This is a genomic window from Micromonospora sp. NPDC005413, from assembly GCF_040606435.1.
Classification (GTDB): domain Bacteria; phylum Actinomycetota; class Actinomycetes; order Mycobacteriales; family Micromonosporaceae; genus Micromonospora.
Genome location: NZ_JBEXEV010000023.1, coordinates 1 through 24817 on the forward strand (window position 1 = coordinate 1; position 24817 = coordinate 24817).

The window sequence follows — 24817 nt, forward strand, 5'->3', positions numbered from 1 at the left end:
CCTCCCCCTCCCGCCCCCTCCCGCGCTGATCTAGGGCATATCGTCGTGATTCGAGATCAACGCACGACGATATGCCCTAGATCAACGAGGCTGCTCTCAGCGGTGCGCTACCGTCTTAGCGACCAGTCCGCAGCGAAGCCGGTGGAAAACCCGGCGCTGTCCCGCAACTGTGATGCCCCACCCGACGGTGGGGACGAGCCAGGTCGCCTGCGGATCGGTCGCGATATGCGCTCTCGAGGAAGGGCGCCTCGTGGGCGGGCGTACGAAAGTCCCTGTCGGCGAAGCACCACACTCCTCGACCGACAGGAGGCCCACATGTTCAGACGTACTCCTCGGCTCTTCGCCGCGACCCTCGCGGTCGCCGCGCTCGCCCTCGGCGCCTGCGCCGAGAAAGCCGACGACCAGCCGAGCGTTGGCACCGCAGCCGCCGCCTACCCGGTCACGGTCGGTTCGCTCACCCTCGACAAGCGGCCCGAGAAGATCGTCTCGCTGGCACCCACCGCCACCGAGATGCTCTTCGCGATCGGAGCCGGCCCGCAGGTGAGCGCCGTCGATGACCAGTCCAACTACCCGGCCGATGCCCCCAAGACCGACCTGTCCGGCTTCCAGCCCAACGCCGAGGCGATCGCCGGAAAGAACCCCGACCTGGTGGTGCTCTCCGACGACCGGAACAACATCGTCGACCAGCTCGGCAAGCTGAAGATCGCGGTCTACCGGACCCCGGCGGCGACCACGCTGGACGACTCGTACCGGCAGATCACCGAGCTGGGCATGCTGACCGGGCACGCCGACCAGGCCGCCGACGTCGCCACCCGGATGAAGGCCGACATCGCCAAGCTGGTCAAGGACGTGCCGCAGCGCACCGAGAAGCTCACCTACTACCACGAGTTGGGCCCCGAGCTGTACAGCGCGACCAGCAAGACCTTCATTGGCTCGCTCTACAGCCAGGCCGGCCTCACCAACATCGCCGATCCCGCCGACGCGGACGGCAAGAACGCTGGCTACCCGCAGCTGTCCCAGGAGTTCATCGTCAAGGCCAACCCGGACTTCGTCTTCCTGGCCGACTCCAAGTGCTGCCAGCAGAACGCCGACTCGGTCAAGGCCCGCAGCGGCTGGGCGGGGCTCACCGCGGTGAAGAACGACCAGGTGGTCGCGCTCGACGACGACATCGCCTCCCGCTGGGGCCCGCGCGTCGTGGACCTGCTCCGGGTCATCACCGACGCGGTCGCCAAGGTGCCCGCGTGACCCTCGTCCGTCAGTGAGCGCGAGGAGTGAGCCGGGTTCGCGAGCCGTCCCGGCACCACCCACCCAGCCCGCCGGGACGCCGTCCGCGTCCCGGCGAGCTGGGCAGCGACGCCCCGCGCCTTGGTTCGGACCTCGGCGCCCCGGGCCGGCACCGTCCTCGGCGCGCCCCGCCGGGCTGCGCAAGCGCTGGCTGGTCGCCGGGGTGTTCGCGGTGCTCGTCGCACTCGTCGCCGGGGTGTCGCTCGGCCCGGTGAGCCTGCCTGCGGGCAGCGTCGCCGCCGAACTGCTCAACCTGATCCCCGGGGTGCACCTCGACAGCGGGCTGTCGGAGCGGGAGATCGCGATCGTCACCGAGCTGCGACTGCCCCGGGTGGTGCTGGGCCTGCTCGTCGGCGGCCTGCTCGCCCTGGCCGGCGGCTGCTACCAGGGTGTCTTCCGCAACCCGCTTGCCGACCCGTACCTGCTCGGTGTGGCCGCCGGTGCCGGCCTCGCGGTCACCGCGGTGATCGCCCTCGGCGGCGCTGGCCGGCAGGGTGCAATCTCCGGGCTGCCGATGACCATCCCGCTGGCCGCGTTCGCCGGTTCGCTTCTCGCCGTGACGATGACCTACGTGCTCGGCGCGGCCGGCGGGCGGGGCGGCTCGCCCGTGATGCTGATCCTGGCCGGGGTGGCGGTCTCCGCGTTCCTCTCCGCCGGGCAGACGTACCTGCTGCAGAGACACGCCGACAGCATTCAGCCGGTCTACTCCTGGCTGCTCGGTCGGCTGGCCACCGCCGGCTGGCACGATGTGCTGCTGGTGCTGCCGTACGCCGCGCTGACCACCGTGGTGGTGCTGCTGCACCGTCGCGAGTTGGACGTCCTCGCGGTCGGCGACGACGAGGCGAGGAGTCTGGGCCTGCACCCGCAGCGCACCCGGTACCTGCTGATCGCCGCCGCCTCCCTGGGCACCGCGGCGGCGGTCTCCGCGACCGGTCTGATCGGCTTCGTCGGCATCATCGTGCCGCACACCGTCCGGCTGCTCGCCGGGTCGAGCTATCGGGTGATCCTCCCGTTGTCACTGCTGTTCGGCGGCGCGTTCCTGGCGCTGACCGACGTGGTGGCCCGTACCGCCGCCGCCCCGGCCGAGGTGCCGATCGGGGTGGTCACCGCCCTACTGGGCGGCCCGTTCTTCGTACTCGTGCTGCGGACCGCCCGGCGGGTGCTCACATGAGCACCGAACCCGTCGGTGCGTCCGCTGCCGGTGTGCCCGCTGCCGTCGCGTCCGCCGCCGGTGTGCCCGCTGCCGGTGTGCCCGCCGCCGTCACCTCCGCCGCCATCTCCGCCGCCGTCAGCTCTGCTGCCGGCCCGCTCGGCGATCGTCCGCCCGTGGGCGGTGACGGCGGTGTACCGGCCGTCGAGGTGCGAGGGCTGCACATCGACCTCGGCGGCACGCCGATCCTGACCGGCGTCGACCTCACCGTCGCCGTCGGCGAGTGGGTCACCGTCATCGGCCCGAACGGCGCCGGCAAGTCGACCCTGCTGCGGGCCGTCGGCGGCCTGCTGCCCGCGCCGGGCGCGATCACCCTCTTCGGTACGGCGAGTGCCGCACTGCGCCGCCGGGACCGCGCCCGGGTGGTGGCCACGGTGGCACAGTCCCCGGTGGTGCCGCCCGGCATGTCGGTGCTGGACTACGTGCTGCTCGGCCGCACCCCGTACATCCCGACGCTGGGCCGGGAGTCGACCGCCGACGTCGACGCCGTGCACGAGGTGCTCGGACGGTTGGACCTCATCGGCTTCCACCGCCGCGAGCTGGCCACCCTCTCCGGGGGCGAACGGCAGCGGGTGTTCCTCGCCCGAGCGCTCGCCCAGGGCGCCACGCTGCTGCTGCTCGACGAGCCGACCAGCGCACTCGACATCGGTCACCAGCAGGAGGTGCTGGAACTCGTCGACCAGTTGCGCCGCGAGCACGGCCTGACCGTCCTCGCCACGATGCACGACCTGTCCCTGGCTGGCGAGTACGCCGACCGGATGGTGATGCTCGCCGGCGGTCAGGTGGTGGCCGCCGGCACCCCGACCGAGGTGCTGACCGAGCACCTGCTCGCCACCCACTACCGGGCCAGCGTCCGGGTGGTCCCCGGCGCCCACGGCCCCCTGGTGGTCCCCATCCGCCCCCGGTCGTCCCACCGCTGACGTCCCAGACGTCCCTGAGACGTCCTTGGCGTCCCCGGTGTCCCGGCCGCCCCGGAACGCCCCGGAACGCCCCGCACGCCCCGGAGGTTCCCGGAGGCCCGGAGGCCCGGAGGCCCGGAGGCCCGGAGGCCCGGAGGCCCGAACGCCCCGAACGCCCCGGGTGCCTACCCACCTGACCTGCCCCGTCCGACGACCCGCCTCTCCCTCCGCCCGCCTCTCCCCATGTCCGGTGCGCCCGACCCCGACCATGCGTTGATCATGAGGTTGGTGGGTGACAAATAGGGCAAACCCTACGCCGGCTCCATGATCGCCGAGGTTGTCGGCGCAAGATCATGCTCGATCCTGGAAATAGGGGGGTCCGGGATGCGGGGAGGCCACTACATCCAGGATCGAGCACGATCTTGCGGCGCGGCGCGGCGCGGCGCGGCACGGCGCGGCGCGGCACGGCGCACGGGCGCGAGGCGTGGGCGTGCGGGCGTGCGGGCCTGGGGCGCGGCCGTGGGCGCGTAGCGCGGGGCGCGGGCGGGTGGGATGGGAGTGCGCTGGGGTCAGGGGCCCAGGTCGATGACGGAGAAGAGGGCGCCCTGGGGGTCTCGGAGTGCTGCGAACCTGCCCGCGGGGATGTCACGGGGCGGGACCAGGATCGTCCCGCCCAGTTCGGCGGCGCGGGCCGCGGCGGCGTCCGCGTCGGTCACCGCGAAGTAGACCGTCCAGTACGCGGGCAGGTCGGCCGGGAAGTCGTCGGCCAGCGGCGGCATCATCCCGGCAACGATCTGCGTCCCGAGTCGCCACCCGGTGTACGTCATCCCGCCCGCTGGCTGGTCGTCCGGCTGCCAGCCGAACACCAGCTCGTAGAAGACCTTCGCGCCCTCGGGGTCGGGGGTGACCAGCTCGTTCCAGCTCATCGCGCCCGGCACGTTGAACACTTCGGCTCCGGCCATCGTCAGCGGCTGCCAGACGCTGAACGTGGCGCCGGCCGGGTCGGCGAAGACGGCCATCCAGCCTCGGTCGAAGACCTCGAACGGTGGCACGACGACCTGCCCACCGGCCCGTTCGACCCGGCCGGCGACCAGCTCCGCGTCGTCGGTGGCGAGGTACGTCGACCAGATCGGCACCTGGTCCGGGATGGCTGGCGGCCCGGCACCGGCGACCGGTTTGCCGTCGAGCAGGAAGACTGTGTAGCCGCCCGCCTCGGGCTCCGGTGTCACCCGGCCGGTCCAGCCGAACAGCTCCGGGTAGAAGCGCCGCGCGTCGGTCAGATCCGGAGTGGCCAGGTCGGCCCAGCAGGGTGTGCCCGGCGGGACGGTGCTCACGTCAAGACCCCTCTCAGCCGGGGCGGCCACGGCGACCCCCTGTCGGAATCCTGGCACCGTCCCGCTGCGGCCCGGGGCGGAAACAGACGAATCGTCAGCTGAACCGGCGACCCTCGTCCCGTCGGTACGCCCAGGCGGCGAGCGTGGCGAGCAGCACCACCCAGACGCCGAGCATGATCAGCGCCAGGGGTTCGACCGAATAGTCGCCGACCGCCGACCACATCAGCTCGGCCGCACCCCGGGTGGGCAGGTACGGCGCGATCGTCTCGATGAACCCGGGTGCGTCGCCGGGCGCGGAGAGCAGGCCGCCGCCGAATGCGAGCGGCAGGAAGACCACCTGCGCGATCACGATCGCCGCCTTGCTCGGCAACGAGTAGCCGATGGCGAGCCCCATCAGCGTGAACGGCACCGAGATGACGGCAACGGTGACGACGGCCAGCAGGAAGGCCGCCGGGGTGATCCGCGCCGCGGTCAGCGTCGCGCCGATCACCACGACCGGGATCAGCGAGAGGTACGTCAGCGCCAGGCCGGCAAGCACGCGGCCCGCGAACCGGGGTGCCGGCCCGGCCGGCAAGGTCCGGGTGTACGGGTTCCACGGCTGGTCGCGGTCCTCGGCGACACCGACGCCGTACTGGAAGATGTTGGCGCTCATGACCGAGAAGGTGACCATCGACGCGGTGGCGAAGGTGGCCCCGACCGGGTCGTCGCCGGCGAACGGCACCACGAAGAAGATCATGGCGGCGGCCGGGAAGAAGGCGCTGCCGACGACGGCCACCGGAATCCGGATGATCTCCAGGAGTTGGTAGCGGGCGTGGACCAGGGCGAGCTGCACGGTGGTCGCCTCCTCAGACGGTGGTGGGTCGGCCGCCGGCAGCGGCGCTGGTGGGTTGGCCGCCGGCAGCGACGGTGGCGGGCTGGCCCTCGGTGGCGGGTTGGTCCCCGGTGGGCTGCTCCCCGGTGGGCTGCTCCCCGCTGGTGATGGCGAGGAACGCCTCCTCCAGCGAGGTTGGGCGTACCTCCAGGTCGGTGAAGGGGGTCCGGGCCGTGACCAGCGCCCGGACCAGCTCGTCGGCGTCGGTGGTGAGCAGGTGCACCCGGCCGTCGATCCGTTCGCTGCGAACAACCCCGGGCAGGTCGGGAAGCTGGTCGGCGACGAGGCTGACCCGGCGGACGCCGACGATGCCGCATACCGCGTCCACGGTGTCGTCGGCGAGCACCCGGCCCTGCCCGATCACCACGACCCGGTGGGCCAGCGCCTCCACCTCTTCCAGGTAATGGCTGCTCAACAGCACGGTCCCGCCGTCGTCGTGGAACGCGCGGATCGCGTCCCACAGGGTGTGCCGGGCGGCCACGTCCAGGCCGGTGGTCGGTTCGTCGAGCAGCACGAGTCGGGGCCGGCCGACGAACGCCAGCGCCACCGCCAGCCGGCGGCGCTGTCCGCCGGAGAGCCCACCGGTCTGCCGTCGGGCGAGGTCGGCCAGGCCGAAGCGGTCGAGCAGCTCACCCCGGGGCACCGGGTCGGGGTAGTGCGCGGAGACGAAGTCGACGACCTCGCCGACACGCAGCGTGCCCGGCAGGCCGGTCTCCTGCGGGGTGACACCGATCTGTCGCCGGGACGCCGGGTCGCGGGGGTCGCCGCCGAACAGCTCGACCCGCCCCGAGCTGGGGCGGCGCAGACCGACCAGCAGGTTCATCAGGGTGCTCTTGCCGGCGCCGTTCGGCCCGAGCAGGCCGACCAGCTCACCAGCCCGGACTTCCAGGTCGACGCGGTCGAGGGCGAGGACGTCGCCGTACCGGCGGCTGGCCTGGTCGGCGCGGGCGAGGGTCATGACTGCTCCATAAGGTTGTTGATCGTCTGGGGTTGGTGCCCCGGATGCCCGGGACGGTGGGGTGTGGCTGATGACTGCTTGCCGCTGGGTGGTTCCGAAGGAGTGGCCGCCCTGCTGTTTCCGATGGCCTGGCTGCTGATTGAGATCTGCGTGCGTCGCTGTTTATGGAGCTGCCGGCAGTGCCATCGATGGGGTTGAGCTGCGGTTATAAGGGAGGTTCGGGCCGGTGAGGGTCCGCGAGTGGATCTGGGTCGGGATCGATGTCGGCAAGGCGCATCACCACGCGTGCGCGGTCGACGAGACCGGCAAGGTGGTGTTCAGTAAGCGGCTGGGTAACGGGCAGGCCGAGATCGAGGCGTTGATCGCCCGGGCGGGCAAGGCCGCCGGGCACGTGCGGTGGGCCCTGGACATGACCTCCGGCAGCGCGGGGCTGCTGGTGGCGGTGCTGCGTCAGACGGGTGCGGAACTCGTGTACGTGCCAGGCCGACTGGTGAACCGGATGGCCGGGGCGTTCGCCGGTGAGGGCAAGAGCGATGCCAAGGACGCGTTCACCATCGCCGAGACCGCCCGGCTGCGCCACGATCTGACGCTGGTCACCGAGCCCGATGCGCTGGTCGCCGAGTTGCGGGTGCTGACCGCCCGCCGGGAGGACCTGATGGGTGACTGGGTGCGTGGCGTGAACCGGCTGCGTGACCTGCTCGCCTCGATCTTCCCGGCTCTGGAGGCGGCGTTCGACTACTCCACCCGCTCGGCGCTGGTGCTGCTGACCGGCTTTCAGACCCCCGGCGGTCTGCGTGCAGCCGGCGCTGACGCGATCGCGGAGCACCTGCGCACCGGTGGCGCGTGGCCCAAAGGTATCCCCGCGATGGTCGACAAAGCCCTCGCCGCGGAGGCCGCGCAGACCATCGCGCTGCCCACCGAAGCCGCAGTGGCACCGCTGATCGCCCGGCTCGCCGCTCAACTGCTCGACCTCAACCGGGAGATCAAGGACCTGGACAAGCAGATCAGCGCCGTGTTCGGTGACCATCCGCACGCGGCGCGGATCACCAGCGTCAACGGGTTCGGGCCGATCCTCGGCGCCCAGCTGCTCGCCGACACCGGCGGGGACCTGAGCGTCGCGTTCGGCAGCTCGGCCCGGCTGGCCGCCTACGCCGGCCTGGCCCCGGTACCCCGCGACTCCGGACGGGTACGCGGCAACCTGCACCGGCCCAAGCGTTACCACCGTGGCCTGCGGCGGGTGTTCTACCTCGCCGCGCTGTCCGCGATCAAACCCGACGGCCCCTCCAGGACCTTCTACCAGCGCAAACGCGCCGAGGGAAAGCTCCACACCCAAGCCCTGATCGCCCTGGCCCGCCGCCTGATCGACGTCATCTGGGCACTGCTGCGCGACGGCCGCGAGTTCCATCCCTCACCGCCGATCACGGCGTACGCGGCTTGACATGGTCATTGAAACTCCTTCGACGGAGTGGGGTCGAGCCGGGTGGGATCGAGCAGGGCGCGGATGGCTTCGGTGTACTCCTCGAACGCCATCCGGCCTCGCCGGCTGAGTCGGACCAGGGTTGCCGGCGTGCGTCCACGGTGCGTCTTGCTGATCTCCACGTAGCCGGCGTCTTCGAGCTTGCGCAGGTGCACGGAGAGGTTGCCGGCGGTCATCGCGAGCAGCTCCTGCAATCGGGGGAAGGCGATCCGGTCGCCGTCGCCGAGCGCGGAGAGCGCGGCGACCACCCGCAGCCGGGCCTGCACGTGGATGACCGGGTCCAGCTCGGTCACCGCCGGTGTCGCTGTCGCAGACGGGCAACCGTTCCGGCGACCAGGATCCCGCCGCCGCCGGCCACCGCGACGACCAGTGCGTGCCAGCCCGGCCCGGCGAACACGCCAGCCAGGTTGATCAGGCTGATCCAGACGCCCAGCCGGAACAGGTCCCGGTCCAGCCAGATCGCCCCGCCGGCCATGTGCAGTGCGCCGGTCAGCCCGACGGCGGTCGCCGACCAGAGCAGCCCCGCCAGGTCGTGTGGCAGGTGGTCGGAGACCCTGCCGAGTGCCGTGTACACGCTCGCAGAGCCCAGGGCCCAGGCGCACGCGTACCAGAGCCCGCGCCGGGCCGAGTCCCCGGTCACCTGGCCGTACGCCCGTGCGCCGGCCACCGCCTGGACCGCCGCGGCGGCCACCAGCAGGACGAAGAGAGTGGTCAAAGGCAGCCAGTCGGGCAATCGGATCAGCACCCGATCGTCGGGGGAGAAGCGCAGGAAGAGCAGCCCGAAACCGACGAGCCAGGCAACGCCCCACGGCCAGTAGACCAGTCGGGCGTCGGGCTCCAGCCGAAGCGCGGTGTCCGCTTGCTGGTCGCGGATCAGCCGGAGCGCGACCGCGGCATCGGCGGGTGGGAGGTCGTCGTTTGAGTCCACGCAAACTACTTTATGGCACAAAGTCAATGGGTGGTGTCCCGCTGAGCGGCCGGGTCACCGATTGCGGCGCGGAGTGCCTATGGTGGGGAGTCGTCGCGGCTGATCCGTCGCACAGGACACAGGGGAGGATCCGTGTCGAGCCCGAGCAGTGAGCTGGAGGTCCAGCCGGAGGCGCTGGCGGCGTTCGCCAAGGCATCCATCGACCGGGCGGGTCGCTTTCGCGAGCTGCACCGTTCGTTCGGCGACGGGCATGTGCCCCGGCACGCGTTCGGGGTGATGCCGGCGTCGTTCGGCCTCGCGGCGGCGTACGCCGAGCAGTTCGAGGCGTGCCTGCAAGGGCTGGCCGACGGCGCTGAGGTGATGGCGGACATCGCCGAAGGGCTCCGTGACACCGCCGACGCCTACACCGGCACCGACGTGGCCAACACCGACATGTTCGTACCCGGCCGACCGGCCGCGCCCGACGTCATCGCCCCCGGACCCTGGTCGCCTGGTGCCGGAAGCCCGCCCGGGCAGGTGTCGGCGTGAGCACCGAGGCGTTGCAGCGCAACAAGACCTACTTCGAGCAGATCGTCTCGGGCACGCCCGACCCGTTCAAGCCGCTGTCCAACGCGGTGCTCTGGCCCTTCGAGCAGCTCCTCGAGTTTGTCGCGGGTGAGCCGGACGACCTGATGCGCGCCGCCCAGCTCTGCCTGAGCACCGGCGAGGCAGTCCGCGAGATCGCCGCTGAGCAGATGCAGGACCGGGCCCGACTGCGGGGCCACTGGACGGGTGACGCCGCCGAGAGCTTCCACGCCTCGATGGCCTCTGTGGAGAAGGCGATCGACGAGCTGGCTCAGGGGTTGGATGGCACCAAGGACGTGCTGGTCGAGGCGGCCAACGCTGCGGTCGACGCGTTCAACCTGCTGGTCGAGCTGATCCTCGAGTTCCTGCTCTGGTTCCTCACCGAGGTGATCATCGCGGCGGTAGCGGCGGCCCTCAGCGCCGGCGTCTCGCTGGCCGCCACGGTGGTCCGGGTGCTGGCCAAGCTGGCCACCACCGTCGGCCGGATGGTCAAGATCGTCGCGCGGTTCGCCGAGGTGCTCACCCGCCTCGCCACCCGGCTGGCCAAGGTCGCCGGGCAGCTACGCAAGTACGCGGACACCGTCATGGAGCTGAAGCGGCGCAAGAAGCAGTACAAGATGCTGAGCAAGAATGGCTGGACGCCTGCGGGGCGTGCCTTCCAGGTCGAGAAGTTCAAGACCCTCTTTCCGGGCAAGTTCGTCATCAACCAGGTCTCGCCGGTCAACATCCCCGGCTTCGGCGGCGCGCTGCTGGACACCGGGGTGGGCCTGCACGACATCTCCGACGGGCACAAGGACCGCAACTACCTGGTGGACGGCACGTACCGAGAGGACCTGGGCCCGTACACCAGCGGTGTGCAGAATGTCTTCGACTCCATCGTGAACTGAGAGGCGGCTATGACCTTCCCCGGCCTGGACCGAATCGAGGCGCTGGCCCGCAACCTGGACGGGTGGCAGCGGCAACTCGCCGACCGGATGGCGGAGCTGGAGCAGGCCAGCGCCGAGGGGGTGAGCGACTCCGGCCTGGTGCGGGTCACCGCCGCCGCAGACGGGAAGATCGTTTCTGCGGAGCTGAACGCGCGGGCGATGCGACTGGACTCCTACAGCCTGGCGGAGGAGTTCACCGCAGCCGCCAACCGGGCGCAGGAGGCCGCCGCGGCACGGGTCCGGGAACTGGTCACTGAGGTGATCGGCGAGCCGGGTGGAGGCCCGCGCCAGCCCGACGGCCACGACGGGCACTGATGATGGCCGATGAGGTGCAGGCGCGGTACGCCGAGGGGGTCACCCGGCTGCTGCCGGCCGGAGAGCGGTTGCGTGCGGTGGCCCGGGTCCGAGCGGGCGGCGGGCTGACCCCGTCGGCCCCCCCGCAGCCGGCGGCGCCACCTGCCTCGGGTGGGCCGGGCTTCCTGGGAGCGCTGCTCAACGTGCTGTCACCAAACATCACCTTCGGTCGGGCGGACGACTTCGTCGACTGGCTCTTCTTCGGTGTCGGAGGTCGAGGCGAACCAGGTTCGGAGGCATCTTCGCTGCACCACGCCCTGACCGTGGCGGCGAAGGGTTCCGGTGTCCGGGACATCCTGCTGGCGGTCACCGACCAGCGGTTGCTGCTCGGCGCGACAGCGCCGGTCGGGCTGCTCTCCAGCGCCGCGACCGACGAACAGGCGCAGACCGACATCGAACTGCTCGGGTCGGTGCCGCGCACGGCCATAGCCGCCCGGGTAGGCCGGTACCGGTTGAACTGGAAGCGGCTGCGGCTCGACTTTGCCGACGGGTCGTGGCTGTCGTTCCACGTGCCGCTGGCTGAGTCCGGCAGCCCACTGCGGGAGGTCGCGGCGGCCCTGTCAGCCGACTGACCCGCCGACGAGCGGCGCGGGCAGCGGCTCCCGGTGTAGCACCGACAGCCGGGACACCGCCCGAGTGAGCACCACGTACAGCCGGTGCAGCCCGCGCGGCTCGGCCGCGACGATCGCGGCCGGCTCGACCACCACCACATGGTCGTACTCCAGGCCCTTCACCAGCGTCGCGGGCACCACGGTGACCCGCTGGGCGGCCGTCACGTCGTCGGCGGTCGCGGTCGCGATGCCGGCGGCGGCCAGCGCCGCGCGCAACCCGTCGACCGCGTCGTCCGCGGCGATCACACCGACCGAGCCGTCGTGCGCGAGCGCCGCGTGCACCTCGGCCACCGTCGCCGAGGTCAGGTCGGTCACGGTACGCACGTCCAGGCCGCCGTCGTGGCGCAGCGACTCGGCCGGAGGTACGTCCACCGCGAGCACAGGCAGCAGCAGGTTCGCGAACGCGACCACCGCAGCGGGCACCCGGAAGCCGATCGTCAACGGGACCACCACGGCGTCCGGCTTGCCCAGGTGGGCCAGGGACTCCCGCCAGTCCGTCGCCGCCCACGGCGCGGTGCCCTGGGCGAGGTCACCGAGAAGGGTGACCGAGCCGTGCTCGCTGCGCCGGGCGATGGCCCGGCACTGCATCGGGGACAGGTCCTGCGCCTCGTCCACCACCACGTGTCCGAACCCGGAGGGCCGTTCCAGCAGGCCGGTCGCCTCGTCGATGAGCACCGCGTCGGCGGCGGTCCAGCGGGTCGCCTTCGCGGTGCGAGCCGGCTTCACCCAGGTCAGCAGCGCCTGCTCGGTGTCGCTGAGCAGCCCGCCCGCCGCAGCGGCGAGCCGAGTCGGGTCGGCCAGCAGGCCGTGCACCAGCCCTTCGGGGGTGAGCGCCGGCCAGACCGCGTCCAGGAAGTCGGCCACCGGTTGGCAGCGGCCCATCCGGCGCAGCCAGGCGTCGCTGGGCGACTCCGCTCGCCGCGCCTCGGCCTGCCGTTGCAGCAGGCTCACCACCCGTGCCCGGACCCGCTCCCGGCCCGTGCCGTACGGCAGCCCTTCGCGGCGGGTCTCCTCAACGATCCGGTGCAACGGCTCCAGCCCGATCCGCCACCGGAACGAACCGTCCGAAACGGTGATCGAGTCGGTTGGCGTACCGATGTGTGCCTGCACCGCGCGGCGCAGCACGCTCGCCATCCGTACGTCGTGCTTGAGCGCGGCGACCGTCGACGGCTCGACCGCCCGGACCGGCACCCGGGAGATCAACTCCTCCACCGTGGCCTGCTCGACCTCGACCTCGCCGAGCGCCGGCAGCACCGCCGCGATGTACGACATGAACGCCCTGTTCGGCCCGACGATCAGCACGCCCGCCCGCCGCAGCCGCTCCCGGTGCAGATAGAGCAGGTACGCGGCCCGGTGCAGGCCAACCGCCGTCTTCCCGGTGCCCGGCGCGCCCTGTACGCAGATCGAGTCGGCCAGGTCAGCACGGACCAATTCGTCCTGCTCCGGCTGGATGGTGGCGACGATGTCCCGCATCGGCCCGACGCGCGGCCGCTCGATCTCGGCGGTGAGGATCCGACTGGTCGTGCCCAACTCCTCGCCCCGGTCCAGTCGCTCATCCTCGAAGCTGGTGAGCACCCCGTTGCTGAACCCGAACCGTCGCCGGACCGCCACCCCCTGCGGGTCGCGCGCACTGGCCCGGTAGAACGACCGGGAGATCGGCGCCCTCCAGTCCAGCACCAACGGCTCGCCTCGCTCGTCACTGACGTGCCGCCGCCCAACGTGATACCGCCGACCGTCATGATCGTTGCCGCTGTCCGTGGTCGTGCTGTCCGTGGTTCCGCCGAAGTCAAGGCGGCCGAAGAAGAGGGGTGTGGTCGGGTCGTCGGCCAACTCGGCCACCCGGCGGGCCAGGGTGCGGCCGAGCGTCTCCGCCGCGTACGCGTCGCCGGCCACCTGGTCACCGGTGGCGAAGAGGGCTTCGGCCCGCTCCCGCATCCGGCGCAGCGCCGCCCGGGAGGCGGTCAGGTGTGCGCGTTCGGCGGCCAGATCCGTGTCGAGGTGGGTGTGGAGGTCAAGTGCGGGCATGCTGACGTCCCATCGTTCACATCTGCTGCGCGCTCGCGTGTCCGGGGGCGGATGGCCGGCCGACCGGCGCGGAGACGTCCGTTCCGGTGCAGATCACCTCGGCCGTCAAGCGGCCTGCAACCCTACGCTCCCAAGCCCGCCCCTTCCACCGAATTACCCAAGCCACCACCCGTTAGAGACGGCGTGGCGGGCGGATGGCGCGGCGGGCGCGGACGGCGTGGCGCGGCGGCGTGGGGTGGCGGACGGCGTGGGGCGGAGTCGCTGCTCCTCGGCGTCAGCAGCGCCGGTGGTAGAGATTGCGCCGTGGCGTGCGCAATGGGTCGAGCCAGCGTGGCGGGAGGAAGTCGGGCCGGCCATCCAGCGCGATGAGGACCTCCCAGTCACCGCGGTGGACGAGCCGGTGGTGGTAGCCGCAGAGCAACACCGCGTTGCCCAGGGCTGTTGCCCCACCGTCGGCCCAATGCCGAACATGGTGACCATCGCACCATCGGGATGGCCGGTCGCAGCCCGGGAATGCGCAGCCACCGTCGCGCAGCACCAACGCGCGGCGTAGTGGGCCGGTGAAGAGCCGGCGCTGGCGCCCGACGTCCAGGACCTGGCTGTTGCCGCCCAGCACGGCAGGCAGCACGCCCGTGTCGCAGGCGAGGCGACGGACTGCGGACGGCGTGAGCCGCTCACCGGTCTCCAGAGTGCCGGCACGGACGCCGTTGACCAGCGCGTCCAGGGAGACGGTCACCACGAGCTGTGGTCGGTCCCCGCCGTTGTCGGGCAGCTGACCGGTGCGCAGCGCCAGCCGGCAGATCTCGCCCAGCGCATCCGCTCGGCGTTGACCGGGACTGCGGTCGTCGTGCTCTCCGGTCGGCGCGCAGAGTGGATCGATCGCCTCACGTATCAGGCCCGCGGTCTCGGTGTCGAGGCTCCCGCTGAGTCGTACCTGCCCATTTTGCTGCTCGGAGAGGGTGACGTGCCGGCGGGCCTCGGCCCGCTCGGTGGCCCGGTCAAGGGCTGCCAGCTCAGCCTGGTCGGCCAGGTCGGGCGCGACGTGTGTGAGGACGCGCTCCCCGAGCCGGCTCAGGGTTGTCGGGTCGAACCGGTCGGCCCAGGCAACCAGGAGTTGGGTGGCCTTGTCTGCCACCTCCGGACCGGCCTCGACCGGGAGGGCCGCGATCGTCTCCGCCACCACCCGACCCTGCTCCACGGTGATGGCACCACTGAGTAGCGCGTCGCGCACCGCAGGTGGGGCGGCATCGACGGTGGCGGCAAGCTGGACCAGTTGACGGGCGGCGCGGCCGGTGAGCCGGAGCCGCTCCCGTAGCCAGACGGCGGTGGATGAGGCACCCTGCGCGACCGCCAGGCCACGGGCGTCCAACTCGCGCACCAGGCCGAGCTGGACGGTGGCCAGCCGCTGTGCCAACACGTGTGCCGCATCGAGAGACGCGAGTAACTCGTTGTCGGAGAGCGCCCAGAGTGCGGCCTCGGCGCAGTCGTCGACCGCACCGCCTGCCTGCGTAAACGCCCTCAACATGAAGACAGAATAGAACAGGTGTACGACACTTTCGGCCTGTCTGGACCGCGGTCTCGGCGCGCACTGGCCGCGTCTTCGCCGCTGCTCTGAACCCCGGCCGCCGCCACCCGCGCTCGCTCCGTCGGCGGCGCCGAGCCGTCTGACCAACTCGCGGCACGAGTTGGGTCGCCGCCGAGGATGCCGGGCGGTTCGGCGCGGAGGGCGCGGGGCGGTTCGGCGTGGACGGCGCGGGGCGGTTCGGCGCGGAGGATGCGGGGCGGTTCGGCGCGGAGGGCGCGGGGCGGTTCGGCGTGGACGGCGCGGGGCGGTTCGGCGCGGAGGATGCGGGGCGGTTCGGCGCGAAACCTGTGGTGATGGCGGGTCGGGGGACCTGGCGGGATCATGGGGTCATGACCGAGGCCCGTCCCGAGTCGCGCCGGATGACGATCAGTGACCCGCAGGTGATGCGGGCGCTGGCCCATCCGGCCCGAATCGCGATCATCGAGTACCTGAGCAGTCGGGACGGTGGCGGGACTGCCACCGAGCTGGCGGAGATCGCCGAACTGTCGCCGAGTGCGACCAGCTACCACCTGCGAGCGCTGGCGAAGTTTGGCCTGGTCGAGCAGGCGCCGAGTCGGGGTGACGCGCGGGAGCGGGTGTGGCGTGCGATCAGCCCCGGCGTCATGTTCGACGCGGGCCGTACGGCCGGGCCGGAGGCGCGCGCGGCCGAGCAGGCGCTGGTCGAGGCCCATGCGGCCCGCGACATGGAGCGGATCCGGGACTGGTTGCGGCGCGCCGGGAGCGAGCCAGCCGAGTGGTACGAGGTGGCGCTGTTCAGCGACACGTTGCTGCTGCTCACGGCGGAGGAGATGGCTGGGGTGAACGAGGCGGTTTCGGCGGTGCTGGAGCCGTACCGCCAGCGTCGGCGGCGGGCGGATCCGCCGCCTGGTGCGCGGACCGTCTCGGTGCAGTTCCACGCGGTGCCGTTGCCATAGGGGGTTGCGTCGATCAGTTGTGAAGGATTATTTTCGAAGTATGTCCTTCACAACTGCTGAGTCGCGCTGGCCGGACGTCTGGCTCGCTGCCACGGCGCGGGGCACCACGATCTGCGGCGACTTCCTCGCCGCCACCGCGCTCGCGTTGGCTCTCCAGGGCGCCGGCGCCAGCGGGCTCGCCGTGTCGGGGCTGTTGCTCGCGGCCACTCTGCCCCTGGTGGTGCTCGCCCCACTTGCCGGCCGGCTCGCCGACCGGGTGGACAGCCGCACCCTGCTGGTGACCGTCGGGCTGGCCCAGGCCGGGATCTGCGTGCTGCTCGCCCTCGCCGACCACCCGGTCCTGGTGGTCGGGCTCGTCGCGCTGCTCGCGTGCGGGCTCGCGGTGACCCAGCCCTGTCTGGCGGCGCTACTGCCGGCGATGGTCCGCCCCGACGACCTCCCGCGGGCGAGTGCGATCAGTCAGACGGCCGTCTCCCTCGGTGCACTCGGCGGGCCGGTGCTCGCCGGGCTGCTGGTCGGGCAGTTCGGCACCCGCGTACCGCTGCTGCTCGACGCCGCGACGTACCTGGCGCTGGTGGTCGCCGGCCTGCTGCTGCGGACCCGGCGCGGTGGTCGCCGGACCGCCGCCACCCCGGCAAACCCATGCGGTACGGCCCCCGGCTGGCGGCTGCGCCGGGACCCGCTGATGCTGGTCATGGTGGTCAGTACCGCCGTGGTGATCGCGGCGATCGGCGGCATCAACGTGATCGAGGTCTTCTTCATCCGGGAGACCCTGAACGGTTCAGCCACCACGTACGGCCTGGTCAGCGCCGCCTGGATGGCCGGCATGCTGCCCGGTGGCTGGCTGGCCGCCCGGCTCGCCCGCCGGCTCACCGACGACGCGGCGCTGGTCCGTGGGGTGCTGGTCACCCTGGCTGGTTGCAGCCTGATGGTGTTGTTCGCCGCGACGGTGCCGGCGGCGGGCCTGTTGGTGCCGCTCTGGCTGGTGGGCGGAGCCGCCAACGGCGGTGACAACGTCTTCGCCAACCTGCTCACCGCTCGCCGGGTACCGGAGGCGATGCGCGCTCGGGCGTACGCCAGTTATGGCGCGGCGGTGCAGGGGGGCTCAATGGCTGGTTTCCTGATCGGCGGTGCGCTGCTCACGGTCGTCCCACCTCGGCCGCTGATCGCCGCCGCCGGCCTGGCCGGGCTTCTGGTGGTGCTGGTCTTCGTGCCGGTCGTTGCCCGGGCGGTACGCCGTCCGTCGTCGGACGGCCCAGCGGGACGACAACACCAGCGGTCGGAGGCGGCGGATGCGGGGTTGGCCACTTCCAGCCGGCCCGCCGAGCCGGCGCCGGAGGCCGGGGATACGGTCGGGTCATGGCTGAGCGCATCGCACGTCCCCGGGTCGGGCACATCCAGTTCCTGAACTGCCTGCCGATCTACTGGGGCCTGATGCGTTCGGGTGCCCTGCTCGACGTCGACCTGCACAAGGATTCGCCCGACCAGTTGAACGCCGCGCTGGTCGCCGGCGACCTGGACATCGGGCCGATCTCGCTGCTGGAGTACCTGCGGCACGCCGATGAGTTGCTGCTCCTGCCGGACCTGGCGGTGGGTAGCGACGGGCCGGTGCTCTCGGTCAACGTGGTCTCCACCCGACCCCTCACCGAGCTGGACGGCGCCCGGGTGGCGCTCGGCTCGACCTCGCGGACCGGTGTGATGCTGGCCCAGTTGCTGCTCGGTGAGCGTTACCAGGTACGGCCCGACTACTACCGCTGCCCGCCGGACCTGACCCAGATGCTGCTGGAGGCCGACGCCGGGGTGCTGATCGGGGACGTGGCGCTGCGGGCGCTCCACGAGGCGCCGCAGCGGGGCCTCACCGTCACCGACCTCGGCCAGGCATGGCGTGAGTGGACCGGTCTGCCGATGGTCTTCGCGGTCTGGGCGGTCCGCCGCGACTTCGCCGCCGCCCACCCGGGCCTGGTCAAGGAGGTGCACGAGGCGTTCCTGCGCTCGCGGGACCTCTGCCTGGCCGAGCTGGACCAGGTCGCCGAGGCGGCGGCCCGGTGGGAGACCTTCGATGCGGCCACGCTGGCCACGTACTTCCGGACCCTGGACTTCTCGCTCGGTGACCGGCAGGTCGCCGGGCTGCGCGAGTTCGCCCGGCGCGCGGCCGCGATCGGCGAGGCCCCGGCACTGCCGGACGGCGGCCCGGAGTTCTTCGCCGGCTGAGCCCTCGGAGGGCGCCCGCCGCCGGCGGGGACGGCCGAGAGCCAGTGGGGACGGCCGAGAGCCAGTGGGGACGGCCGAGAGCCAGCCAAGCGAGCCGAATCAGCCGAGTCAGCCGAGAGGGTGGGTCAGACGCCGGGGCGGAGCAGTGCCTCGGTGATCTTCTCGCAGTTCTGCATGCCGTAGTCGTAGCCCTTGTCGATCGGGTACTTGACCATCACGCCCATCGTCCAGGTGTCGCCGATGGCCAGGCAGTTGATGTGCATCTCCCGCTCCCTGGTCCGGTCGATCCAACCGTTCTTGATGGCGATCTGCTTCTGCTCGGCGGCCGGGAAGGCCTTGCGGATGCCGAAGTCGCCCGCGCCGCGTACCAGCTTCATCTCGTTGAGCAGCCACTTGGTCCACTTCGGGCCGGCGGCGGTGCCGGTGGCGATGCAGTTGCCGAGGCGGGCGGTGTCCCGGGGGGAGAGCGCTGTCCGGCTCCAGCCCTTGTCGGGGGCGACGCTGCTGTCGGTCAGCTTGCACATGGAGATCAGCCGTTTGATCGAGGCGTCCCGGCCGACCAGGTTGTAGAACTGCTCGGCCCGGGTGTTGTCACTGTCCCGGATGATCCGCGTCGCGTCGGCGAGCTTCGCATCGCTCGGCGTCTGGCCGGCGTCGGCGGCGCGACGCAGGTAGTCGGCGACGATCCAAGACTTGATCATCGAAGCGGTGGTGCTGGTCTCATCCATGTTCTTGGAGCCGATGATCTTTCCGGTGCGGCGGTCGAGCACGCTCCAGGAGTACCAGCCCTCGATGTCCAGGTTGAGATCCTTGGCCACGAATGGCAGTGGCTCCAGCGACGGGCTGGGGCTCGGCGACGGCGAGGACGGTTGGCGAGCGCTGCGATCGGTGGCCGCACCCGTGGACCGATCGTTGGCCGTCGTGCCGGCGTCGCCCCACTTGGCAGCGGCGGCCGACTCGAACGGCGACCCGGGCAGCAGCCGCAGCGACACCAGCACCAGCCCGATCAGGACGACCGCGATGGCGATCAGCCGCAGCGGGGACGCCTCACCGCCGCCGCGCCGGTCGGCTCGACGATTGCCGGCCATCAGAGCTTCCCGACCGGCTGCTGCGGCACCTTGAGCGCGGCGCCGGGCTGCGGGGTGACCAGTTGGGTGGCCACGCTGGCGCAGACCTGCGCTCCTTCGTCCAAGCCGAACTTGACCGAGTAACGCAGCATCACCGCGAGGCTCCACTTGTCGGTGACAGCGAGGCAGTTGACGTGCCAGTTGCCGTCGTAGTTGAGCCGCGTCCAACCGTTCTTCATGCTGACCGGGCCCTGCGAAGTGATCGATTTCGGCAGGCCGTCGATGATCCCCCAGCGCCCACCGCCCGAGCTGGACTTCTGGTCCTTGTCCGCGGTGGTGCCGCGAACCTGGCTCATCTCGCTGAGCACCCACTTGGTCCATTTCGGGCCAGCGGCCTTACCGTCGGCGATGCAGTCACCGAGCCGGACCGCGTCGCGGGGAGACATCCGGGTGAAGCTCCACCAGCCCTCGAACTTCGGCACGTTGCCCCGCTTGGTGTCGGTCAGCCCGCAGATCTTGATCGCCCGCTGGATGACCGGCCCGGGCTGCCCGTTCGGCGGTGTCCTGTAGGAGCCACCTGCGGCGGCGTAGACCAGGTTGGCCGCGTCGTCGTTGCTGTCCCGGATGGCGGTGCTGGCGGCCTTCTTGAGTGCCGCGGTCGGCTCCTTGTCGCCGAGCTGCCGCAGATAGTCCGAGACGATCCACGCCTTGATCATCGACTCGGTGGAGCTGGTCGCGGTCATGTTCGGCGACCCGGAGATCTTGCCCGTCTTCCGATCCAGCAGCGCCCACGAGAAGAACTCACCCTTGAAGCTCACTGACACCGGGCCGGCCGCCAGCGTGGGCGGTGGTGGCGGGGTGGGTGAGGGCGCGGCGACGCTCGCGGCACCGCCGCCACTGCCTCCGCTGTTGTCGCCATCGGAGAGCCGGGCGTACGCGGCGGGGACCAGTAGGACGCCGCCGAGCAGCACCGCCGTGATGGCGAGCACCATGGTCACGCGAGATCGCATGAGTGGGTGAGCTCCAGGTGTCAGGGCCGGGGGACCGGCTTGTTGTCCGGAAGATCGGCCGATCGCCGAGGCCGGGGGAGGTGGCCTCTGTCTGGCGGCGATCGTCTGCAACCGATCGGTGTGACGGCGGAAAGTCTACGTCCGGTTGCGGAACCCGCCAGGGTTCGACACCGGGCAACCAGCGATAAGGGCGAGTTATGGGACCGGTATGCGGTTCTTGCGGTGATTCACCTTTGTTTCGTGGCCTAAGTCACGACGAGATCCAGCTGCTCGGGTAACGCAAAGCGCTCATCCCATCACGGATGGGATCCTCGGATTCCTGTTACACGCTCTGGTTTATTGGGTCGCAAGCTGTAACACTTGTCCTCATGTATGGCAACGACTTCTCGACCCCGGCCGACGCCGCGGGTGACGCGCCGGGCGGCGGCCTGCTGGGCGAGGTCGAGGCCGCCGAGGCCGACCTGAGAGCGGCGGCAGCGCGCGGGCGGCGTGGTGGACCCGCACCCGACGAGGACCTGGCGGCGTACTTCGCCGAGGTGGTCGACGCCGAACAGAAGATCGAGCCACGGGACTGGATGCCCGACGCGTACCGCCGGACGCTGATCCGGCAGATCGCCCAGCACGCCCACTCGGAGATCATCGGCATGCAGCCGGAGGGCAACTGGATCAGCCGGGCGCCGTCGCTCAAGCGCAAGGCGATCCTGCTGGCCAAGGTGCAGGACGAGGCGGGCCACGGCCTCTACCTCTACGCCGCCGCCGAGACCCTCGGCATCAGCCGCGACGAGCTGGTCCAGCTGCTGCTCGACGGGCGGCAGAAGTACAGCTCGATCTTCAACTACCCCACCCTGAGCTGGGCCGACATGGGCGCGATCGGTTGGCTGGTGGACGGCGCGGCGATCGTCAACCAGGTGCCGCTGTGCCGCTGCTCCTACGGCCCGTACGCCCGGGCGATGATCCGGGTCTGCAAGGAGGAGTCGTTCCACCAGCGTCAGGGCTACGAGATCCTGCACACCCTGGCGCACGGCACCCCTGGGCAGCAGGCGATGGCCCAGGACGCGGTGGACCGCTGGTGGTACCCGTCGCTGGCCATGTTCGGCCCGCCGGACGGCGACTCCACGCACTCCACCCAGTCGATGGCCTGGAAGATCAAGCGTTTCTCGAACGACGATCTGCGTCAGCGCTTCGTCGACATGTGCGTGCAGCAGGCCGAGATCCTCGGGCTGCGCATCCCCGATCCGGACCTGCGCTGGAACGAGGAGCGGCAGGCGTACGACTACACCCAGCCGGACTACGACGAGCTGATGCGGGTGATCTCCGGCGACGGGCCGTGCAACCGGGAGCGGATGGCGCACCGCCGGGCCGCGCACAACGACGGCGCATGGGTACGCGAGGCCGCCGCGGCATACGCCGCCAAGCGGGCGGAACAGAAGGAGAAGGTGGCGGCATGACGGAACACTCGCCGCTCTGGGAGGTCTTCGTGCGGGCCCGGCGCGGGCTGTCACACACCCACGTCGGCAGCCTGCACGCCCCCGACGCCGAGCTGGCCCTGCGCAACGCCCGGGACCTCTACACCCGCCGCCAGGAGGGCGTGTCGATCTGGGTGGTGCCGGCCGGCGCCATCACCGCGTCCAGCCCGGACGAGAAGGACGCCTTCTTCGACCCGGCCGCCGACAAGGTCTACCGCCACCCCACCTTCTACGAGGTGCCGGACGGGGTGGCGCACCTGTGAACGGCCCGTTCGGCTTCACCCTCGCCCTCGGTGACGACGCGTTGATCGCGGCCCAGCGACTGGCCGAGTGGACAACGCGCGCCCCGGAGATGGAAGAGGACATCGCGCTGGCCAACATCGCCCTCGACCAGCTCGGCGCCGCCCGCCTGCTGCTGTCGTACGCGGGTGAGCTGGAAAGCGCTGGCCGCGACGAGGACGCGTTGGCGTACCTGCGCGACGACCGCGAGTTCCGCAACGCGCTCCTGGTCGAGCTGCCCAACGGCGACTTCGCGGTGACGATGGCGAAGCTGTTCTTCCTGGCGGCGTACCAGTTGCCGCTCTACACGGCGCTGGCCGGTTGCTCGGACGAGCGGCTGGCCGCGATCGGCGCGAAGGCGCGCAAGGAGTCGGCGTACCACCTGGACCATGGCGCGCTGTGGGTGAAGCGGCTCGGCGACGGCACCGAGGAGTCGCACCGTCGGATGCAGACCGCCGTCGACCAGGTGTGGCCGTACACCCATGAGCTCTTCGCCGCGGACCCGGCGGCGCCGGTCGACCCGGCCACCCTGCGGCCGGCGTTCGACGAGACCGTCGGCCCGGTGCTGGCCGAGGCGACGCTCACCCGGCCGGAGAGCGGCTGGGCCCCGGCCGGCGGGCGGACGGGCCTGCACACCGAGCACCTGGCCTACCTGCTCGCCGAGATGCAGGTGTTGCACCGCGCCCATCCCGGAGCGAGATGGTGAGCGCGGCGCAGCGGAGTACCGCAGTGGTGGACGGCACCGACCCGAGGACGGCCGTGGCGAGCGTCGTGGACCCGGAGATCCGGGTCATCACCATCGACGAGCTGGGCATCCTGCGGGCGGTCGAGGAGGATCCGACCAGTGGTCGGGTCACCGTCACCATCACCCCGACCTACACCGGCTGCCCGGCGATGGACGTGATCCGGGCCGACATCCGCCGGGCGCTCGCGCTCGCGGGCCACCTCGACGCCGAGGTCCGCACCGTCTACAGCCCTCCGTGGAGCACCGACTGGATCTCCGAGGGTGGGCGGGCCAAGCTCGCCGCCGCCGGGATCGCCCCGCCGGCCCGGGTGCCCGCCGCCGGCGTGGTGTCGTTGACCCTCGCGGCCCGGTGCCCGCAGTGCGGCTCGCCGGAGACCGAGCAGGTCAGCCGGTTCGGCTCCACGGCGTGCAAGGCGCTGTGGCGCTGCCGCTCCTGCTCCGAACCCTTCGACCACCTGAAGGCGCTGTGACTGTCACCATCACCCGACCGGTCCGCCGTCGACCGGTCTTCCACCCGCTGTCGGTCGCCGCCGTCGACCGGCTCACCGACGATGCCGTGGCGGTCACCTTCGCCGTACCCGAGGAATTGCGGGAGACCTTCGCGTTCCGCGCGGGCCAGCACCTCACCGTGCGTCTTCCCGGCGGAGCCGGGCCCACCGGCTCCGCTGGTGCGGACGGCACGGACGTGCGCCGGTCGTACTCGATCTGCTCCACCCCCGACGACCTGGCCCGGCACGGCCGGTTGCGGATCGGGGTGCGGGAGATCCCCGGTGGTGCCTTCTCGGCGTTCGCCTGCGGGGCGCTGCGTGGTGGCGACACGGTCGAGGTGCTGCCGCCGCTGGGCACCTTCACCACGGCGTTCGCGCCGGACCGGGTGCGGCACTACGGCGCGGTCGTCGCCGGCTCCGGCATCACCCCGGTGCTCGGGCTGGTCGCGACCGCCCTGGCCGTCGAGCCGGCCAGCACCTTCACCCTGGTGTACGGCAACCGAACGGCGAACACGGTGATGTTCGCCGAGGAGTTGGCCGACCTGAAGGATCGCTACCCCACCCGGCTGCACCTGGTGCACGTGCTGTCCCGGGAGCAGGGTGAGTCGCCGCTGCTCTCCGGGCGGATCGACGCCGAGAGGCTGAGCCGTCTGCTGGACACGATCGTGCCCGGTGAGGTCATCGAGGAGTGGTTCCTCTGCGGCCCGTACGCCATGGTGGTCGACGTCCGGGACGTGCTGACCGCACGCGGGCTGCCCGAGTCGGCGGTGCGCACCGAACTGTTCCACGTCGACGCGCCACCGGAGCCGGTGCGCCGCCCCGTCGATCAGGCGGGTGCCGGTGCCGAGGTCACCATCGTGCTGGACGGTCGGTCGTCGAGCTTCACGATGGGCCGCGAGGAGCGGGTGCTGGACGCCGCGCTGAAGGTGCGTGGCGAGCTGCCGTACGCCTGCAAGGGCGGTGTCTGCTCGACCTGCAAGGCGAAGGTCGTCGACGGGGCGGTCACGATGGCCCGCAACTACGCCCTGGAGCCCGACGAGTTGGCGGCCGGCTACGTCCTGACCTGCCAGTCCAGCCCGACCACCGACAAGCTCACGGTCGACTACGACGCGTGAGGACGCCGGACGACCGGGAGTTCGTCGAGCGGTTCGCCGAGGTCACCGGCGGCCGACGCCCCACCGGCTTCGTGGAGGGGTGGGAGCAGTTCGTCGGGTTCTGCGAGGAGGGCTACCACGACAACCTCGACGAGTACTGGTTCGACCTGAGCGTCCGGCATGCGATCGAGAACGTGCTGACCCACGAGCGGTTGCGCGGCTTCCCGCAGATGGGGTGGTTCCGGGAGCAGGTCGGGGCGGTGGACGAGCGGTTCCGAGCGGTGCTCTCCAAGGAGCGGTTCCCGGCGTGGGCTGAGCTGCCGTGGTGGGAGGCGTACGTGCCGGCCTGGGCCGGCCCGGTGCTCGCGGCGGAGTTGTGGGACACCTACGGCGTACGCGTCGAGGTGCGCGAAAGCTGACGGCCGAAGGTGCGCGGTGCAGATCTTGGACACTTACCGTTCCAGCTGACGGAAAGTGTCCAAGATCTGCTGTCCTGGGGCGCGCGTCACCGGCGGCG

Annotated in this window: 26 protein-coding genes; 17 read left to right on the forward strand and 9 right to left on the reverse strand. The window is 71.5% G+C overall.

From position 1 onward, the window contains the following. Positions 1 to 315 precede the first annotated feature (315 nt). From ABZS37_RS22025 to ABZS37_RS22035, 3 genes are all read left to right on the forward strand, one after another. Positions 316 to 1245 carry an ABC transporter substrate-binding protein gene (locus ABZS37_RS22025; RefSeq protein WP_355171645.1) on the forward strand — a complete coding sequence of 310 codons (930 nt, stop codon included), beginning with the start codon at positions 316 to 318 and terminating at the stop codon, positions 1243 to 1245. Between the two features lie 175 nt (positions 1246 to 1420). Continuing rightward, on the forward strand, positions 1421 to 2455 hold the full coding sequence (locus tag ABZS37_RS22030; protein WP_355171789.1) for an iron ABC transporter permease: 1035 nt from the start codon (positions 1421 to 1423) through the stop codon (positions 2453 to 2455). Continuing rightward, positions 2452 to 3414: an ABC transporter ATP-binding protein gene (locus ABZS37_RS22035; RefSeq protein ID WP_355171647.1), complete on the forward strand. Its 963-nt coding sequence runs from the start codon at positions 2452 to 2454 to the stop codon at positions 3412 to 3414. Before ABZS37_RS22030 ends, ABZS37_RS22035 begins: the two co-directional genes overlap by 4 nt. 548 nt (positions 3415 to 3962) lie before the next feature. On the opposite strand, the gene ABZS37_RS22040 is transcribed toward ABZS37_RS22035, so the two are convergent. The 3 genes from ABZS37_RS22040 to ABZS37_RS22050 form a co-directional block, all read right to left on the reverse strand. Next, entirely contained in the window at positions 3963 to 4727 is a 765-nt protein-coding gene (locus tag ABZS37_RS22040) for a VOC family protein (protein WP_355171649.1), read from the reverse strand. A gap of 94 nt (positions 4728 to 4821) precedes the next feature. Beyond that, entirely contained in the window at positions 4822 to 5559 is a 738-nt protein-coding gene (locus ABZS37_RS22045) for an ABC transporter permease (RefSeq protein ID WP_355171651.1), read from the reverse strand. A 13-nt stretch (positions 5560 to 5572) separates the two neighbouring features. Further along, entirely contained in the window at positions 5573 to 6556 is a 984-nt protein-coding gene (locus ABZS37_RS22050) for an ABC transporter ATP-binding protein (RefSeq protein WP_355171653.1), read from the reverse strand. Between the two features lie 226 nt (positions 6557 to 6782). Between ABZS37_RS22050 and ABZS37_RS22055 the strand changes: the two genes are divergently transcribed. Beyond that, positions 6783 to 7994 carry an IS110 family transposase gene (locus tag ABZS37_RS22055; protein ID WP_355171655.1) on the forward strand — a complete coding sequence of 404 codons (1212 nt, stop codon included), beginning with the start codon at positions 6783 to 6785 and terminating at the stop codon, positions 7992 to 7994. A 5-nt stretch (positions 7995 to 7999) separates the two neighbouring features. Here ABZS37_RS22055 and ABZS37_RS22060 read toward each other — a convergent pair whose 3' ends face one another. Both ABZS37_RS22060 and ABZS37_RS22065 read right to left on the reverse strand, forming a co-directional pair. Further along, complete coding sequence (locus ABZS37_RS22060) at positions 8000 to 8326, reverse strand: transcriptional regulator (RefSeq protein WP_355171657.1); 327 nt, start codon at positions 8324 to 8326, stop codon at positions 8000 to 8002. Further along, entirely contained in the window at positions 8323 to 8961 is a 639-nt protein-coding gene (locus ABZS37_RS22065) for a transporter (protein ID WP_355171659.1), read from the reverse strand. The genes ABZS37_RS22060 and ABZS37_RS22065 overlap by 4 nt, the downstream gene beginning before the upstream one ends. A 132-nt stretch (positions 8962 to 9093) precedes the next feature. Between ABZS37_RS22065 and ABZS37_RS22070 the strand changes: the two genes are divergently transcribed. From ABZS37_RS22070 to ABZS37_RS22085, 4 genes are read left to right on the forward strand one after another with little or no spacing between them, the layout of a single operon-like run. Continuing rightward, positions 9094 to 9489, forward strand: a complete 396-nt coding sequence (locus ABZS37_RS22070) for a type VII secretion target (RefSeq protein ID WP_355171661.1) — start codon at positions 9094 to 9096, stop codon at positions 9487 to 9489. Further along, positions 9486 to 10412, forward strand: a complete 927-nt coding sequence (locus ABZS37_RS22075) for a WXG100 family type VII secretion target (protein WP_355171664.1) — start codon at positions 9486 to 9488, stop codon at positions 10410 to 10412. The genes ABZS37_RS22070 and ABZS37_RS22075 overlap by 4 nt, the downstream gene beginning before the upstream one ends. Before the next feature lie 9 nt (positions 10413 to 10421). Next, positions 10422 to 10766, forward strand: coding sequence for a YbaB/EbfC family nucleoid-associated protein (locus tag ABZS37_RS22080; RefSeq protein WP_355171667.1), 345 nt, complete (start codon positions 10422 to 10424; stop codon positions 10764 to 10766). After that, positions 10766 to 11377, forward strand: a complete 612-nt coding sequence (locus ABZS37_RS22085; protein WP_355171669.1) for a hypothetical protein — start codon at positions 10766 to 10768, stop codon at positions 11375 to 11377. The genes ABZS37_RS22080 and ABZS37_RS22085 overlap by 1 nt, the downstream gene beginning before the upstream one ends. On the opposite strand, the gene ABZS37_RS22090 is transcribed toward ABZS37_RS22085, so the two are convergent. Further along, positions 11366 to 13441 (reverse strand): AAA family ATPase, encoded by a 2076-nt coding sequence (locus ABZS37_RS22090; protein ID WP_355171671.1) that lies wholly within the window; start codon positions 13439 to 13441, stop codon positions 11366 to 11368. The two genes, ABZS37_RS22085 and ABZS37_RS22090, sit on opposite strands and share 12 nt — an antisense overlap. 274 nt (positions 13442 to 13715) lie before the next feature. Further along, positions 13716 to 14966: a DUF222 domain-containing protein gene (locus ABZS37_RS22095; RefSeq protein ID WP_355171673.1), complete on the reverse strand. Its 1251-nt coding sequence runs from the start codon at positions 14964 to 14966 to the stop codon at positions 13716 to 13718. Between the two features lie 389 nt (positions 14967 to 15355). Between ABZS37_RS22095 and ABZS37_RS22100 the strand changes: the two genes are divergently transcribed. From ABZS37_RS22100 to ABZS37_RS22110, 3 genes are read left to right on the forward strand one after another with little or no spacing between them, the layout of a single operon-like run. Further along, positions 15356 to 15940, forward strand: coding sequence for a metalloregulator ArsR/SmtB family transcription factor (locus ABZS37_RS22100; protein WP_355171675.1), 585 nt, complete (start codon positions 15356 to 15358; stop codon positions 15938 to 15940). Between the two features lie 40 nt (positions 15941 to 15980). Further along, entirely contained in the window at positions 15981 to 17348 is a 1368-nt protein-coding gene (locus tag ABZS37_RS22105; protein ID WP_355171677.1) for an MFS transporter, read from the forward strand. Next, positions 17300 to 18151, forward strand: a complete 852-nt coding sequence (locus tag ABZS37_RS22110; protein WP_355171679.1) for a menaquinone biosynthesis protein — start codon at positions 17300 to 17302, stop codon at positions 18149 to 18151. The genes ABZS37_RS22105 and ABZS37_RS22110 overlap by 49 nt, the downstream gene beginning before the upstream one ends. Before the next feature lie 125 nt (positions 18152 to 18276). Here the strand turns inward: ABZS37_RS22110 and ABZS37_RS22115 are convergent, their stop codons facing one another. After that, positions 18277 to 19239 carry a hypothetical protein gene (locus ABZS37_RS22115; protein WP_355171681.1) on the reverse strand — a complete coding sequence of 321 codons (963 nt, stop codon included), beginning with the start codon at positions 19237 to 19239 and terminating at the stop codon, positions 18277 to 18279. Further along, the gene (locus ABZS37_RS22120) at positions 19239 to 20228 is read right to left on the reverse strand and encodes a hypothetical protein (protein WP_355171683.1); all 990 of its coding nucleotides are present in this window, start codon (positions 20226 to 20228) and stop codon (positions 19239 to 19241) included. Before ABZS37_RS22120 ends, ABZS37_RS22115 begins: the two co-directional genes overlap by 1 nt. Positions 20229 to 20596: 368 nt before the next feature. Here ABZS37_RS22120 and paaA point away from each other — a divergent pair, with 368 nt between their 5' ends. Genes paaA through ABZS37_RS22150 form a run of 6 tightly spaced genes read left to right on the forward strand, consistent with a single transcriptional unit; the run spans position 20597 to position 24719 of the window. After that, positions 20597 to 21676, forward strand: coding sequence for a 1,2-phenylacetyl-CoA epoxidase subunit PaaA (gene paaA / locus ABZS37_RS22125; protein WP_355171685.1), 1080 nt, complete (start codon positions 20597 to 20599; stop codon positions 21674 to 21676). Beyond that, positions 21673 to 21957 (forward strand): 1,2-phenylacetyl-CoA epoxidase subunit PaaB, encoded by a 285-nt coding sequence (paaB, locus tag ABZS37_RS22130; protein ID WP_355171687.1) that lies wholly within the window; start codon positions 21673 to 21675, stop codon positions 21955 to 21957. The genes paaA and paaB overlap by 4 nt, the downstream gene beginning before the upstream one ends. Next, positions 21954 to 22679, forward strand: coding sequence for a 1,2-phenylacetyl-CoA epoxidase subunit PaaC (gene paaC / locus ABZS37_RS22135; RefSeq protein ID WP_355171689.1), 726 nt, complete (start codon positions 21954 to 21956; stop codon positions 22677 to 22679). Before paaB ends, paaC begins: the two co-directional genes overlap by 4 nt. Continuing rightward, the gene (paaD, locus tag ABZS37_RS22140) at positions 22673 to 23188 is read left to right on the forward strand and encodes a 1,2-phenylacetyl-CoA epoxidase subunit PaaD (RefSeq protein ID WP_355171691.1); all 516 of its coding nucleotides are present in this window, start codon (positions 22673 to 22675) and stop codon (positions 23186 to 23188) included. The genes paaC and paaD overlap by 7 nt, the downstream gene beginning before the upstream one ends. Further along, positions 23185 to 24321 carry a 1,2-phenylacetyl-CoA epoxidase subunit PaaE gene (gene paaE / locus ABZS37_RS22145; RefSeq protein WP_355171693.1) on the forward strand — a complete coding sequence of 379 codons (1137 nt, stop codon included), beginning with the start codon at positions 23185 to 23187 and terminating at the stop codon, positions 24319 to 24321. Before paaD ends, paaE begins: the two co-directional genes overlap by 4 nt. Continuing rightward, positions 24318 to 24719 carry a hypothetical protein gene (locus tag ABZS37_RS22150; RefSeq protein ID WP_355171695.1) on the forward strand — a complete coding sequence of 134 codons (402 nt, stop codon included), beginning with the start codon at positions 24318 to 24320 and terminating at the stop codon, positions 24717 to 24719. Before paaE ends, ABZS37_RS22150 begins: the two co-directional genes overlap by 4 nt. Positions 24720 to 24817: the final 98 nt, after the last annotated feature.

Bases quoted from the DNA above. Each gene is read 5' to 3' on its own strand.
- ABZS37_RS22025 (WP_355171645.1), top strand. From the start codon at position 316: ATGTTCAGACGTACTCCTCGGCTCTTCGCCGCGACCCTCGCGGTCGCC.
- ABZS37_RS22035 (WP_355171647.1), top strand. From the start codon at position 2,452: ATGAGCACCGAACCCGTCGGTGCGTCCGCTGCCGGTGTGCCCGCTGCC.
- ABZS37_RS22050 (WP_355171653.1), bottom strand. From the start codon at position 6,556: ATGACCCTCGCCCGCGCCGACCAGGCCAGCCGCCGGTACGGCGACGTC.
- ABZS37_RS22080 (WP_355171667.1), top strand. From the start codon at position 10,422: ATGACCTTCCCCGGCCTGGACCGAATCGAGGCGCTGGCCCGCAACCTG.
- ABZS37_RS22085 (WP_355171669.1), top strand. From the start codon at position 10,766: ATGATGGCCGATGAGGTGCAGGCGCGGTACGCCGAGGGGGTCACCCGG.
- ABZS37_RS22090 (WP_355171671.1), bottom strand. From the start codon at position 13,441: ATGCCCGCACTTGACCTCCACACCCACCTCGACACGGATCTGGCCGCC.
- ABZS37_RS22095 (WP_355171673.1), bottom strand. From the start codon at position 14,966: ATGTTGAGGGCGTTTACGCAGGCAGGCGGTGCGGTCGACGACTGCGCC.
- ABZS37_RS22100 (WP_355171675.1), top strand. From the start codon at position 15,356: ATGACCGAGGCCCGTCCCGAGTCGCGCCGGATGACGATCAGTGACCCG.
- ABZS37_RS22105 (WP_355171677.1), top strand. From the start codon at position 15,981: ATGTCCTTCACAACTGCTGAGTCGCGCTGGCCGGACGTCTGGCTCGCT.
- ABZS37_RS22110 (WP_355171679.1), top strand. From the start codon at position 17,300: ATGGCTGAGCGCATCGCACGTCCCCGGGTCGGGCACATCCAGTTCCTG.
- ABZS37_RS22115 (WP_355171681.1), bottom strand. From the start codon at position 19,239: ATGGCCGGCAATCGTCGAGCCGACCGGCGCGGCGGCGGTGAGGCGTCC.
- ABZS37_RS22120 (WP_355171683.1), bottom strand. From the start codon at position 20,228: ATGCGATCTCGCGTGACCATGGTGCTCGCCATCACGGCGGTGCTGCTC.
- paaA (WP_355171685.1), top strand. From the start codon at position 20,597: ATGTATGGCAACGACTTCTCGACCCCGGCCGACGCCGCGGGTGACGCG.
- paaB (WP_355171687.1), top strand. From the start codon at position 21,673: ATGACGGAACACTCGCCGCTCTGGGAGGTCTTCGTGCGGGCCCGGCGC.
- paaD (WP_355171691.1), top strand. From the start codon at position 22,673: ATGGTGAGCGCGGCGCAGCGGAGTACCGCAGTGGTGGACGGCACCGAC.